This window comes from Streptomyces sp. NPDC059718 (genome assembly GCF_042733315.1).
Classification (GTDB): Bacteria; Actinomycetota; Actinomycetes; order Streptomycetales; family Streptomycetaceae; genus Actinacidiphila.
The window spans coordinates 116,137-129,582 of record NZ_JBHWGA010000020.1 but is presented as its reverse complement, the minus strand read 5'-3'; the positions used below and the strand labels follow the sequence as shown (position 1 = coordinate 129,582).

Annotated in this window: 10 protein-coding genes; 5 read left to right on the top strand and 5 right to left on the bottom strand. The window is 71.3% G+C overall.

Annotated features, from left to right (window positions below; all coding sequences use genetic code 11):
• The first annotated feature begins 220 nt into the window (after positions 1–220).
• Entirely contained in the window at positions 221–886 is a 666-nt protein-coding gene (locus ACFV3E_RS23120) for a DUF4097 family beta strand repeat-containing protein (RefSeq protein WP_500536338.1), read from the top strand.
• A gap of 83 nt (positions 887–969) precedes the next feature.
• Positions 970–1,788: an alpha/beta fold hydrolase gene (locus ACFV3E_RS23115; protein ID WP_500536337.1), complete on the top strand. Its 819-nt coding sequence runs from the start codon at positions 970–972 to the stop codon at positions 1,786–1,788.
• 98 nt (positions 1,789–1,886) lie between these two features.
• Here the strand turns inward: ACFV3E_RS23115 and ACFV3E_RS23110 are convergent, their stop codons facing one another.
• Both ACFV3E_RS23110 and ACFV3E_RS23105 read right to left on the bottom strand, forming a co-directional pair.
• Positions 1,887–4,130, bottom strand: a complete 2,244-nt coding sequence (locus ACFV3E_RS23110; RefSeq protein ID WP_500536336.1) for an MMPL family transporter — start codon at positions 4,128–4,130, stop codon at positions 1,887–1,889.
• 31 nt (positions 4,131–4,161) lie between these two features.
• On the bottom strand, positions 4,162–4,737 hold the full coding sequence (locus tag ACFV3E_RS23105) for a class I SAM-dependent methyltransferase (protein ID WP_500536335.1): 576 nt from the start codon (positions 4,735–4,737) through the stop codon (positions 4,162–4,164).
• A gap of 231 nt (positions 4,738–4,968) precedes the next feature.
• On the opposite strand from ACFV3E_RS23105, the gene ACFV3E_RS23100 reads away from it, so the two are divergent.
• Together ACFV3E_RS23100 and ACFV3E_RS23095 are read left to right on the top strand one after the other, a co-directional pair.
• Positions 4,969–6,141: a sensor histidine kinase gene (locus ACFV3E_RS23100; RefSeq protein ID WP_500536334.1), complete on the top strand. Its 1,173-nt coding sequence runs from the start codon at positions 4,969–4,971 to the stop codon at positions 6,139–6,141.
• Positions 6,138–6,830, top strand: a complete 693-nt coding sequence (locus ACFV3E_RS23095; RefSeq protein ID WP_500536333.1) for a response regulator — start codon at positions 6,138–6,140, stop codon at positions 6,828–6,830. The genes ACFV3E_RS23100 and ACFV3E_RS23095 overlap by 4 nt, the downstream gene beginning before the upstream one ends.
• 433 nt (positions 6,831–7,263) lie before the next feature.
• Here the strand turns inward: ACFV3E_RS23095 and ACFV3E_RS23090 are convergent, their stop codons facing one another.
• Both ACFV3E_RS23090 and ACFV3E_RS23085 read right to left on the bottom strand, forming a co-directional pair.
• Positions 7,264–7,806 carry a hypothetical protein gene (locus ACFV3E_RS23090; RefSeq protein WP_500536332.1) on the bottom strand — a complete coding sequence of 181 codons (543 nt, stop codon included), beginning with the start codon at positions 7,804–7,806 and terminating at the stop codon, positions 7,264–7,266.
• 165 nt (positions 7,807–7,971) lie between these two features.
• Complete coding sequence (locus tag ACFV3E_RS23085; protein WP_500536331.1) at positions 7,972–11,691, bottom strand: S8 family serine peptidase; 3,720 nt, start codon at positions 11,689–11,691, stop codon at positions 7,972–7,974.
• Between the two features lie 515 nt (positions 11,692–12,206).
• Between ACFV3E_RS23085 and ACFV3E_RS23080 the strand changes: the two genes are divergently transcribed.
• Positions 12,207–12,434 (top strand): hypothetical protein, encoded by a 228-nt coding sequence (locus ACFV3E_RS23080; protein WP_500536330.1) that lies wholly within the window; start codon positions 12,207–12,209, stop codon positions 12,432–12,434.
• A gap of 170 nt (positions 12,435–12,604) precedes the next feature.
• Here the strand turns inward: ACFV3E_RS23080 and ACFV3E_RS23075 are convergent, their stop codons facing one another.
• Positions 12,605–13,360 (bottom strand): SDR family NAD(P)-dependent oxidoreductase, encoded by a 756-nt coding sequence (locus ACFV3E_RS23075; protein WP_500536329.1) that lies wholly within the window; start codon positions 13,358–13,360, stop codon positions 12,605–12,607.
• Between the last annotated feature and the right edge of the window lie 86 nt (positions 13,361–13,446).

Sequence of the window (13,446 nt, the reverse complement as noted above, 5' to 3'; positions counted from 1 at the left end):
CTGCGTGGTGGTCCCTGACACCCGCCACTATAGCGTTCACTTCACAGCCATTGCAATGATCGCAGCAGCGGACGTTGCGTTCCCTGCAGGGCGGTTGCAACAGTTTCCAGGCATCTACCTGTGACTATACGGGTTTTTCGCAACGAGCTTGTTGCCACGGATTGGAAAGCAACGTAGCGTTTCCGTTGTCAGAAACCATGAGCGAACACGGGAGAACACGATGCGCACCTTCGACACCCCCGCCCCGATCTCCGCCGTCCTGGACATCCCCGCCGGACGCATCCAGTTCCTCGCCGCCGACCGCACCGACACCACCGTCGAGGTCCTGCCCGCCAACCCCGCCAAGAAGAGCGACGTCCAGGCCGCCGAGCAGACCACCGTCACCTACACCGACGGCGTCCTGCAGATCCGCAGCCCCCAGGCCGGCAACCGGCTCCTCGGGCCCTCCGGGTCCCTGGAGGTCACCGTCCAACTGCCCGCCGGCTCCCGCATCCAGGCCAAGGCCGCAAGCGCCGAACTGCGCGGCGTCGGACGCCTCGGCGACGTCGACTTCGACGGCGCCTACCGCCAGATCAAGATCGACGAGGCCGCCGGCGTCCGCCTCACCGCCACCGACGGCGACATCGAGATCGGCCGGCTCACCGGCCCCGCCGAGATCAGCACCCAGCGCGGCGACATCCGCATCGCCTCGGCCCTGCGCGGCACCGTCGAACTGCACACCCAGTCCGGCGACATCACCGTCGCAGCCGCCGCCGGCGTCTCGGCCACCCTGGACGCCGGCACCACCCACGGCCGCATCAGCAACGCCCTGAAGAACAACGGCACCCCCGACCTCGACATCCACGCCACCACCCCCCACGGCAACATCACCGCCCGCAGCCTGTAAGCGGCGCAGCACCCTGCGACCCACGTCGCGGGCCCCCAAAAAGGCCACACCCCACGCCCTCACACCCCCAAGGCGGAAAAGACATGACCAGGAACAGCACTTCCCCGGCCGGCTCCCCGTGGAGCGGCATGGTGCCCGTCGACGACACCGCCCTGGCCGTCACCGACAGCGGCGGCCCCGGCGTCCCCGTCCTCTACCTCAACGGCCAGTTCGCCACCCAGGGCTACTGGCGCCGGGTCATCACCGAACTCGGCTCCGGATGGCGGCACATCACCTACGACGAACGCGCCCGCGGCAGACGATCGAAGCGCTCGGCGGACTACTCCTTCGAAGCCGCCGTCCGTGACGTCGACGCCGTCCTCGCCGCCAGGAACGTGGACCAGGCAGTGCTGGTGGGCTGGTCCTACGGAGCAGTCGTCGCCGCCCACTGGGCCCACCGCAACCCCGACCGCTCCCTGGGCGCGGTCCTCGTCGACGGCGCATTCCCCCACGACTGGCTGGATGAGGCCATGGAACACCGCATCCGCACCCTGTTCCGCCGCATGAGCTGGATCACCCCGCTACTGCGCCCCACCGGCCTGACCCCCCGCATGACCGCCCACCAGATGGCCGACAGCAACATCGAACTCGGCCGGCTCTCCCGCGAGCGCGAACTCGGCCCCGTCCTGGACGCCATCACCGTCCCCGTCCGCTATGTCGTCGCCTCCGGAACCTCTCTGGGAAGCCGCGGGGACGAGCAGGAACGCATACGCGCCGGCCTCGAGGCCGTCACCACCCGCAACCCCGACATCCGCATCAGTGCGAAGGTCGCCAGCAACCACGGCGCCATCCTCAAGAAGGACGCCCCCGCCATCGCCCACGCCGTACACGAAGCCACCGGCCTGAACCGCGCCGAACACTGACCACACACCGCCGCGAACCCACGCACCCACGCTGCGGCGGCAACAGCGAAGCAGGCAGGCCGGCCGCCTGCTTCGCTGTTCCATTGCGTTCGGTGCGCTCAACGCGGCGTGACCGCCGGGGTGTCGTACTGGGACACCTGCGTGCCTGCGTGATCGGGCCGGCCCTCGACGTGCAGTTCGGGCATACGGCGGTCGAGCCGGCGGGGTATCCACCAGGTGCGCCGACCGAGAAGGTGCATGGTCGCTGGCACCAGCACCAGCCGGACAACGGTCGCGTCGAGAAGGATGGCCGAGGCCATGCCGACGCCGATGAGCTTGAGGATGATCTCGGTGCTCGGCACGAACGCGAGGAACACGGCGATCATGATGGCCGCGGCAGCCGTGATCACGCGCCCCGTGCCGGCCAGACCCTCGGTGACCGCCTTCGCGTTGTCCCCGTGACGCAGCCAGGACTCCCGCACGCGGCTGAGCAGGAAGACCTCGTAGTCCATCGACAGGCCGAACAGGACGGCGAACATCAGGACGGTGACGAACGGGGGCAGGGGCGTCGGCGTGTCGATGCCGATGAGTTGTCCGGCCCAGCCGCCCTGCAGGACGAGGGCGACGACGCCGTAGGACGCGGCGACCGACAGCAGGTTCATGGCCGCGGCCTTGAGCGGTATGGCGATGCTGCGGAAGGCGAGGAGCAGCAGGAGCATCGACAGCACGATGACTCCGGTGATCAGGTACGGGATGCGCCGGGCCAGGTCGGTGGTGCTGTCGATCGACTGGGCGCTCGCGCCGCCTACGTGGACGCGTGCGCCGGTACCGGCGATTGCCCTTGGGACGGTGCTGTCCCGGAGGCGGCCGACCAGCTCCCGGGTCGCGTCGTCCTGTGGCCCTGTGGTCGGTGTGATGGTCAGGACCGCGGTGTCGCGGCCGGGGTTGAGCTGTGCCGGCGTGACGGATGCGACCCCGGTCGTGTCGGCCGTCGCGGTACGCAGACGGGGTAGGACGGAATCGTCGCCGTCGGGCAGCTCCACGACCAGGAGCAACGGTGCGTTGGCGCCGGTTCCAAATCCGGCGGCGACGGCGTCGTACGCCTGCCGGGTCGTGCTGCCCTGCCGGTTGTTGCCCGCGTCGGGGAAACCGAAGCGCACGCCGAGGAACGGCGCCGCGAGGGTCAGCATGATCGCTGTGCCCGCCACTGCCGCGGCGATTCGGTGACGTTGGACGAGCCCGCTCCACCACAGCCAGCCCCGGCCGGGCGCGATTCGGTCGTCGGCCGACGTCTGCTGCCGGGCGCTGCGATGTGGTTGCGGCAGTGGCAGCCGCAGGCGGTCGATCCGGGTTCCGAGGTAACCCAGGAGCGCGGGCAGAAGCGTGGTCGCGGCCAGGAGGACGATCAGGACGCCGACGATCGCCACGAGGGACGCGCCGCGCATGTAGGACAGGCCCATGGCGAACAGCCCCAGGAGACTGACGATGACCGTGACACCGGCGATGAGTACGGACCGGCCGGCCGTGTCCACGGTTGCCGCCGTCGCGTCCTCCGGGGCCAGGCCGGCCGCCCGCGCTTCACGGAAGCGGGTCACCATCAGCAGGACGTAGTCGATGCCGATGCCGATGCCGAGCATGGCGGCCAGTGACGTCGACCAGTCCGGGGCGTCGACGACCCGGATGACCAGGGTGGTTGCCAGTCCGCTGACCGCGAGACCGGCGAGGGCGACGATGAGCGGCAGCCCGGCGGCGACCACGGATCCGAACGTCAGCAGAAGGATGACCGCGGCGATGGCGAGTCCGATGGCTTCGGAGCCGATCGGTCCTCCCTCGGCGAGGGAGACGGCTTGGCCGCCCAGGAAGACATGGAATCCGTCTGCGGTGTGCCGCTGGGCGATGTCCATGAGCCGGGTGGTGTCCTTGACCGGCATGTCGGCCGCATTGCCCACGTCGAGGCGGAGGCTCGTCAGCAGGGTCTTGCCGTCGGTGCTGACCGCGCCGGGTGTGGTGTACGGGTCGTCGACGCCGGTGACGTGCGGTGCGGAGCGCAATGCGCTCACCAGGTCGGACACGGTGCCGCGGACCGCCTGTACTCCTTCGTCGGCCTGCACGACGACGCTGACCACCGCCCCCGACCGGCTGGTGAAGCGTTGCTCCAGCAGCTTCTGGGCTTGTTTGGATTCCGATCCCGGTGCCGCGTAGTCGGCGGTGAAGTCGCCGCCGAACGCACGCGACAGGGCCAGCACGGCGAGCAGTCCGGCGAGCCACGCCAGCAGGACGGTTCCGCGGCGGCGGTAGGCCCCTCGGCCGACCCGGCCCAGCGGGCCTTCCGCAGGCCTCGGCCGGTTGTCGGTGGTAGTCACTCTGTCTCTCCTTCGGTGGATGTTCCGCTGGTCAGCGCAGTGGGCGGCGGCAGTGGTAGACGAGCGCGGGCGGCAGGTTGGCCCACACCGTGCGCCCGACGACGACTTCGTCGAACTGCGATCGCAGCGACCGGATCAAGCGCCGGGCGGGGCCGGTCCATCGGGCGTGGACGTAGGCGAAGGTGGTGAAGGCGCCGTGGGCCGGCAGCGTCGAGGTCACGGCGGCGAGCACGTCGCGCTGGTCCCGGGAGGCGAAGGCCGCCCACGGCAGACCGCTGACGATGACGTCGGGCGCGTCGAGCCCGCGTGCGGCGAGGACCGATGCGAGATCGCGTGCGTCGGCCCGTGCGACGTCCACGCCGGGATGCGTGAGGGCGAGCCGCTCGGCGAATCGTTCGTTGAGCTCCACCGCCAGGTGGCGGCCGCGACCCGCGAGTCTTCGCTGGATCGTGGTGGTGAACGCGCCGGTGCCCGGGCCGAGTTCGACCACCACGGGGTGGCCGGCGCTCGGCACGGGCGCGGTCACCACCTGGGCCAGGGAGCGGCCGCTGGGCGCCACCGCCCCTACGGTCAGGGGGCTGCGCAGGAATTCCCACAGGAAGGACACCGGTTGCGGACCTCTCTCGTCCAGGTCGGGTCGAGCGACGGCGCTGGCCGTCGGCGGGCAGGACCGCCGGGCTGCCCCACTTTGCGGGCCTGTCGCGGTCGCACCGCCGACGCTAGGTCCGCTGCGATGGGCCGATCTTCATGCGCGAAGCCGGACCGGCGGCCGGAAGGAGGAGAGGAGGTGGCCGATGGGAGGGGGCGACCGCCGTCCGGCCGGACGTAGGGTGATGCGGTGAGCGCATATCAGGGGCGCCGGTTGGGGCTCGACATCTTGATCGCCGTCACGGCGGCCTGTGTCGGCGCGGCGACCATCGTCCTGGGGCCGTCTTCCGGACGGCCCGTGGTGGAGTGGGTGCTGGTCGAGGCGGCGGTAGTGGCGTTGGCACTCGCTCGCTACGCGCCCGTGGTCACGCTCGTCGTCGAGGTCGTCCTGATCGTCGTGACCGATGTGGTGCTGCCCGGTACCAGCCATGTGGCGCCGCTGGCAGCAGCTCTGGCACTCGGCGTGGTCGCCTACCGCTGCGGCACTGTCGTCACCGCCGTGTCCTGGACCGCCACCCTGACCGCCGTGCTCGTCAGCGTGGGCCGGGACGCGGGCGGACTGCTGTCCGGGGCCGACGGCGTCATCCGCATCCTGTCGACGGCGCTGGCGGTTGCCGCACCCGTGGCTTTCGGCCGTTACCTCGCCGCGCTGCGCCAGGCCGCCGACGTGGCCGAGGAACGTGCCCGCGACGCCGAGGAACGCCGTGAGGCGGAGACGCGCGCCGCGCGGATGACGGAACGCGCCCGTATCGCCGGTGACCTGCACGACATGGTGGCCCACCACGTGTCGGCGATCGCGCTGACGGCCGGATCGGCGCAGTACGCCGCGACGCATGCCGCCGACCGGCAGCAGCGGCTGGACGCCGCGCTCGGCGGGATCGAGTCGATCCATGTGAGCGCCCGCCAGGCACTCGTGGACTTGCGGGGCCTGCTGCACATTCTGCGCGACCCCACCTCTCCCGATGCGGTCGTCAACCCGGAGCAGATGATCAACGACGCGGTCGAGCGCAGCCGGGCAGCGGGTCTCCGCGTCACCCTCACGCACGACGAGCGCGCCGCAGGTGCGTCGCTCGCGCTGCGTGTGACGGCCGCCCGCGTGGTGCAGGAGGCGCTCACCAACGCCCTCAAGCACGCCGGCCCCGGCTCGGACGTGTCGGCCACCGTCGTCGTCACCGACGACCAGTTCCTCGTCGACGTCGCCAACACGGTGCAGCGCGAACGCTCCCCGTCCTTGCCCTCCTCGGGCCACGGCCTCACCGGGATGCGTGAACGCGTCGAGGTGCTCGGTGGGACCCTCGCCGCGGGTCCCACCGGCAACGGCTGGCATCTGTGCGCGGCGCTGCCCCTGGCGGTGGGTCGGTGATCCGCGTCCTCGTCGTCGACGACCAGGCGCTCGTACGGGCCGGTGTCACACTGTTGCTCCGCACGGCCGGGGAGGACGTGGTGGGGGAGGCCGCGGACGGGCTGGAGGCGATCCGGCTCGCGGAACGACTGCGCCCCGACGTGGTCCTCATGGACCTGCGGATGCCGCGTCTGGACGGCATCGAAGCCACCCGCCGGATCCTCGCGGCCCTGCCCGCGACCCATGTCGTGATGCTGACGACGTTCGGCGACGATGCCGAGGTGTACGGCGCGTTGCGGGCCGGCGCGGTCGGGTACCTCCTCAAGGACGCCGCCCCGGAAGCGATGATCGATGCCGTGCACCGGGCCGCCCGTGGTGAGCCACTGCTGGCACCCGCCGTCCTGGCCCGCGTCCTGGCCCGCGCCGTCCAGGCCCACCAGGACACCGTGACGGAGGGCGACAGCGGCGTGGGCACAACCGAGCTCGCCGCCCTGACACCACGAGAGCGCGAGGTCCTCGCCTTCGTGGGGGCCGGCTACTCGAACGCGGAGATCGGCGAGGCCCTGTACCTGGGGGTGACCACGGTGAAGTCACACGTCGCCGCGGTCACCCAGAAGCTGCGGCTGCGCAACCGGATCCAGGCCGCAGTGGTGGCCCACCGCCTCGGCCTGGTGGACGACGGCTTCCAGCCCGTCGGCCGCCACTCCTGACCGACGGCACCTTTCGGCGCGTGCGGGCTCCCCGGCACCCGCCCTCGCTCGCACTCTTGGCGACGTCACCGGCGATTCATGCGGAGGCTTGCACCGTCGTCCTGGGCTTCTTGGGCCTGCTGCGGTCCGTTTGTCAGATGCGCTTCTACTCGCTTCAGGTCGCCCACCGCATCGCCCAAGTCATTGCCATCTCCCGCTCGAAGCGCCCCCGGGCGTGTCGGCGGCCGAACTCTTCCAGATCGCGTCGCGACGTCGAGATCCTGGCTGGGCCGGTCAACGAGGCCATGTGCCCGGACCGCATAGCCTCCGGTAAGCACCAGCGGATAAGGGGGGCCGAGGGCGATGACGTCGGCCAGGAGCCGCCTGTGCGGCTCCGGCATGTCAGTCATATGGTGCCTCGGGCGCGGGCGGCCAGCCAGACGGTGCGTGACAGTCACGGCCCATGGGTCAGATCCGTGCCGCCGCTGGCCTTGATCAGCCAGGACAGCGAACCGCTGCCGAACGGCCAGCCGGTGGTGGCTACCTGAACCCAGCCGCCACCCGACGCATCGACTCCCGCGTGCCACCACCACCAACTGCGATCGTCACCCGCCCCTTCCTCGGTCGGGTCGAAGCAGTACAGCCAATCCGACAGCGTCCACGGCCCCTGGCCGGCGGTCACCTTCTGCTCCGGCGTCATTGCCCGCCACTCCCGCAGCCATGCCTCGGCATCGAAGGGCTCGCCAGGCTCTGGCTCCATGGGCTCCGGTGCGCACCGTCGGATGAACCACGCCGGCAGCAGGTGCGACCACTGCTCAAACGCGGGCCAGTCGCCCATCCGCTCGATCACGCGCGTCAGCACCGCACGTGCATCGGCGATGACTTGGGCAGGATCTTCGGCGGTGAACCGGACCCGTACGAGAAACGGCCGCTGCCGGCCGTCCTCGGCACCGAGTCCGGACCGAAGACGCCGTAGCTCGCTCTCCACGATCTCCACGGCGAAGAAGTGTGCACCACTACGGGCCCAGCGGTGGCGGTACCCGAATCTCAGCCGCCCCACCGGCAAGCTCACGATCTACGGCTGGAGTACCAGGGCTACCCACGCGCGCCGGTGCGGGCCGGCCCGAGGGCGGCCCGCACCGGCGCGGTGTCGGCTCGCGGACTATCCGGCCGGCCAGTGCGGCCAGGCCGGGGCGTAGCCACACCACTGCTCCGGGCAGCCGACACGGTAGGCCCGGGTGACCGTCTCCGTCACCGACGTGCCGGAGCGGTCCGCGGCGGTCACCTGCAGCGAGACCCAGCCGGTGCCCATCGCGGGCACGGTCACCCGCCGGTCGCCGTCCCGGCCCCGGACCTCCGCCGCGTGCCAGGTGGCTCCGTCGTCCGTGGAGTACCGCACCGACACCTGCCCGATGCCGGCGCCGCCGCTCACCCCGGCCTGCCGGCCGATGCCCAGGCCGAAGGTGAACTCCCGGTTCTCCGCTACCGAGTTGTCGCCGTCGAGACCCGCCATGTCGTAGCGCGTGTCCAGCAGCGGCAGCGGCAGCTCGCCACCGGTGTGCTCCGAGCGGAACCGCCAGGTGTCCGAGATGTGCGTGCCCAGCTTCCACTCCGGGCTGTCGTGGTGCGCGGAGGAGGTCATCTCGTACCACTGGCCGCGTGCGGGCACGTCGAAGACGCCCTGCCCCGGCTCGTCGTTACGGGCGATCACCTTGCCCGATCCGTCGCGCAGCACCGTCTCGCCGGACTCCAGATTCCGCAGGGGCTCCGACCGGTGGCCCGCCGCGTCCGAGAACATGGGCAGCGCGAGACGCAGCTTGTCCCCCGCGCGGGTGGCCTGCGCCCGGCCGTCGGGTCCGTTCACCGACAGCGACGGGTTGAAGGGCGCGGTGAGCCAGTTGTCCGAGACGGTGCGTCCCTGACGGAGGACCGTCGGGTTGGTGTACTGCACACCCAGCGGTCCGTCGTCCAGCGCGTACTCGAACGTGGCCGTCGTCCACGGCACTTCGGGCGTGTAGTACGCCGTCATCCGCTGCGGTGCGCGGAACAGCGTCGACTGCTGGGCGAGATTGAGCCCGCGGTAGGTCACCCAGCCGTAGATCCCCTTGGGGTCGTTGGGGAACCCGGTGGTGCGGAAGCTGTGGTCCACGCGGGCCAGGTCCCGGCGCCGGTCCTGCCAGTTCGCACCCGCCGGCACCCCGTCGTCGTGGGCGTGGAACGTGAAGTAGGTGCGTTCTCCGTTGCGCTCCCCCTTGATCCGCAGGGTCACCTCGCCCTTGGCGAGCCGCTCGCGCAGCAGGGCCACACCGTGGTCGTCGGTGCCCAGCGTGGGGTCGTCCGCGCCGATCGACGCCGACCCGGCGAGCAGGATCGCGGCCGGCCGCTGCGCCTTGACCGCCTGGTAGCGCCGGTCCAGCTCCTCCCAGGGCAGGCTCCAGTCCGACTCCAGGAGCACGATCCGGTCCTCGATCTCAAGACCCGTCAGGTCCGCGCCGACTCCCGCGTCGGTGACCCGCTTCTCCAGGTCCCACTCCAGCCGCTGCGTCATCAGCGAGACCGGCACGTCGACCGGGGTGCCGGAGCCCCCGGCGGACGTCGCGAGGACGGACGGCTGCTCCCATGCGGCGGCGGAGAAGTACGTCAGTCCGGGCATCTTCGCGCTGCCCACGGCATAGGACCGGTACGCGCCGGAGTAGAGCGGCGCTATCAGGCCCTCAGGGACGCCCGCGCCGGCCGACGAGACCAGCCCGGTCGCCGACCCCCACTCGTTGATCCGCATCTTCGGGTCGTCGATGCCCATGGTGACCGGCTTCGCGCCGGACAGGTCGGTCCTCAGCGTCCGGTCGCCGGTGAGGGTGAGGTGCCGGGCGACGGCGACGGACGTCTCGGGCACGCTCGCCCTGCCGTACCGGACGTACTCCCACACGCCGCCGAACACCCGGTAGTCGCCGATCGGCAGCCGGAGCTCCTCGGACCCCTCGGTGAGGCTGACCAGCCGGGCCTCGCCGGTCCGCTCGTTCTGCACCACCAGGTTGGTGTACGCCGTCTCGACCCCTTGCCGCAGTGCGGCGGCTTCGAGGGTGAGCGTGGCGGCCGGGCCCTCCGCGTCGACGCCGACGGGGGTGCGCGCCGTGCTGCCGTCACTGCCGCGTGCGGTGATCCAGGCACTGTGGGCGCCGCCGGACGCCCGGGCGATGTCGATCCGCACGGTCGCCTCGGCGGTGCCGCCCGCCGGGACGGTCAGCCGGCGGGCGACGAGCGAGACCGGTGCCTTACCGGTCAGGGACAGCTCCAGCCGGATGTCCTGGGCCCCGCTGTTGCGGTACGTCACCGTGCGGGTCGGGTTGCCGCTGTACGGCCAGGTCAGCTCGGCGGAGACCGCGGCCGGGGAGGCGGTGACCGACGACGAGAGCGCGCCGGGCACGTCCACGCTGCCCGCGCCCTGCTCGTACACGCCGGCGCCGTCGACCGGGTCGGCGGCGCCGACGAGCGCCGCCTTGAGCCGCCGCGCGTCCCAGTCCGGGTGCCGCTGCTTGAGGATGGCGGCCGCCCCGGAGACGTGCGGGGTCGCCATGGAGGTACCGCTGATCGTCGCGTAGAACTCGCTGTTGGCGGCGCCGTCCAGCGTGCCCGCGGCCCGGGCGGCGGTGATCGCGCTGCCGGGCGCGGTGATCTCGGGCTTGACGCCTCCGTCGGTCACCGCCGGTCCCTGGGAGGAGAACGACGACATCGCACCCTCCTTGGTGATCGACCCGACGGTCAGCGCGCTCGGCGCCGCGGCCGGAGTGCCGATGCTGCCCGGCGTGCCCTCGTTGCCGGCCGCGACGACGAACAGCGGTCCGCCGTCCCCGGACAGGGTCTCGACCGCCTGGGAGATCGGGTCGCTGCCGTCGCTCGGCAGGTTGGAGCCGAGGCTCATCGAGACGATGTCGGCGTCCTGGGCGGCCGCCCATTCCATGCCTTCCAGGATTCCGCTGAAACTGCCGGACCCGCTGCCGTCGAGCACCTTGCCGATCAGTAGATCGGCCCCCGGCGCGACGCCCTTGTAGCGGCCCTGCGAGGCGGCGCCGCTTCCGGCGACGGTCGAGGCGACGTGCGTACCGTGGCCGTTGAGGTCAGTGACGTCCTCGTCCCAGGTGAAGTTCCTCTCCGCGACGACCTTGTTCTTCAGGTCGGGGTGGGCCGGGTCGTACCCGGTGTCCAGTACGGCGACGCGCACGCCCTTGCCGTCGAGACCCTTGCGCCATGCCTGGGGTGCGCCGGTCATGGCGACGGACCGGTCGAGGCTCGCCTCGACCTCGGCGTCCAGCCAGACTTTCCCGGGCGCGGCGGCGCGGGACGTCCCGTCCGCGGCGGCAAGGAAGCCCCGCCAGGCCGTGGCCGCCTCGGACTTGGCGACCGTACGGGCCGCCATCCCCAGCTCGGGGAAGGTGTCCCGCTGCGTGGACCCGCGCAGCGCGGGGCCCGCCTGGGCCGTCGTGATCAGCGGAATGGACGCCCGGGTGGCGTCGTCGAGCCCTTGCGCGGCGAGTGCGGTGACGTCGAAGAGCTGCCGGTCCACCCGCCCTTCGGCCAGCGGCTGCGTGGCGTCGACGGGGATCACGTACTCGTGGTCGTTGATCCTCGCCCGGGTGAACGCGATGTGGCCCCGGCCCTTGCCCGGGGTCACCCCGCTGACTTGGAGCCCGCTGCCGCTGCCGGTGAAGCCGACCCGGTCGCCGCTGATCAATGTGACGGTGTGCTGCGCGGGCGGCACCGGTGGTGCGGCCGGACGGCCGGTCCCGGCGACTGGCTCCGGCCCGGCCGCCGCCGGCAGCCCGGTGGCGAGCAGCGCCACCGCGGTGGCCGCGACCACGGCCGCGGCCTTCGATCTGGATCGCATAACCTTGTACCAACTCCCCTGAGATCGCCCGATGAACGAGCGTCACCGGCGTGTGTCCGGCCACAGTCAGGCCAGGAGTTGACGCCGTGCCAGGTGGAAGGGCTGGCGCATAGACGCCATGTCACCTGTTCGCCAGTCGGCCGCCCTGCGATCGGTGGCGTGACCGGCGAGGGCCAGGTGCTCGGGAGTTGTCGCGTTCCGCCATCGGTCCCGAACACGCCAGGCGCTCTTCAGTGGCCAACTGCCGGCCGGCAACGGCGAGCTCGCAAGACCGAATCTTCAACTGGTGCACGGCAGCTACGTCATCCGGGACCGGGAGGCGAGGTGGTCCGGCAGCCGGGCGATGGCAGCCGCGAAGGAGCCGGATGCGGCGCCACTCGCGGCAGCGCGGCGCAGTTGCCGGCGCTTCCCTCCCACCCCGGCGCGGTCCGGATGTCGGCGGTGCGGCGACCGCAACCGGATGGATCATTCGTTCGTCCGCAGTGACGAGACCAGTCCCCCATCGAGAGGCAGCTATGACCCGGCCCGCGGATCCCCTCGTCGAGTACTGCTTCATCATCACCTTCAGCCATCGTGATCAGGATCTGAAGACCTTCTCCGGTACGTACACACCGGCGCCGGGGATGACCAGGCACGATGTCTACAACACGATCCGCGCCGACCATGCGCGGCAGCTGCCTTCGCTGATCCAGGACTACTGCCAGGTGAGCTTCTTCTCGCTGGAACGCAATCAGCTGCTCTGACGGGCTGTTCCGCCGGACGGGAACGCGCCGCTCCTGGAGCCGGTGTGCGAGCACTGCCGGCCCCGGGGAGTTGGTGGCGGCCACCGTGCCGCGGGCCGGCGCGGGCGCGCACGGCCCGCGGCGTGCGGTCCGAGGCTCGATGTCTCTTCGGGGGCGCGGCAGGATCGCCCTCAGGCGTTGTAGCCGCCGTGGGCATCCAGCACAGCCCCTGTGACGTACGACGCGGCGGGGCTCGCCAGGAAGGCGATCGCCGCGGCGATCTCCTCGGGGCGCCCCATGCGCTGGAGGGAAAGGGAGCCGACCAGGGCCTTGAGGGTCTCGGGGTCCGGCGGTTCCATGCCGCTCTCCATCAGTCCGGCCTCCACGACGTTGGCCGTGATGCCCCGGTGCCCGAGGTCCCGCGCGACGCCCATGGTGTACCTCTCGATCCCCGACTTGGTGGCCGAGTAGTCGGCCAGGCCGGGAAGGCCGACACGGGAACCGAGTCCGGAGCTCACGGTGATGATGCGGCCGTCCGCGCGCAGCACCCGGGAGGCGGCCCGGATGACGGCGATCACACCGAGGTAGTTGGTGGCGTGCATGCGGTCGAGTGCGGCAGTGTCGGCGTCCGGATCGTCCACCGTGCGGCCTTGTTCCACCGATATCGCCGCGTTGTTGACGAGGATGTCCAGACCGCCGAGGGAGGCGACCACTTCGTCGATCAGCGCCGGAGCCCGGCTCGTGTCCCCCTGGTCGGTCTGGATGGCGACGGCCGTCGCTCCCTTGCCGCGCACCTCGTCGACGACGGCCTGCGCCCGCTCCGCGGAGCTGACGTAGGTGAACGCGACATCGGCACCCTGCTCGGCCAGGAGCCGTACGGTGGCGGCCCCCAGTCCGCGGGATCCCCCGGTGACCAGGGCGACCTTGCCCGTGAGTGGCTTGCTCATAGTTCCCACCTCGTTGAATCGGTCCCTGCCGCCTGTCGCAACAATGATGGTTACGACAACGATCGCAACTATACTCGTTACGACTG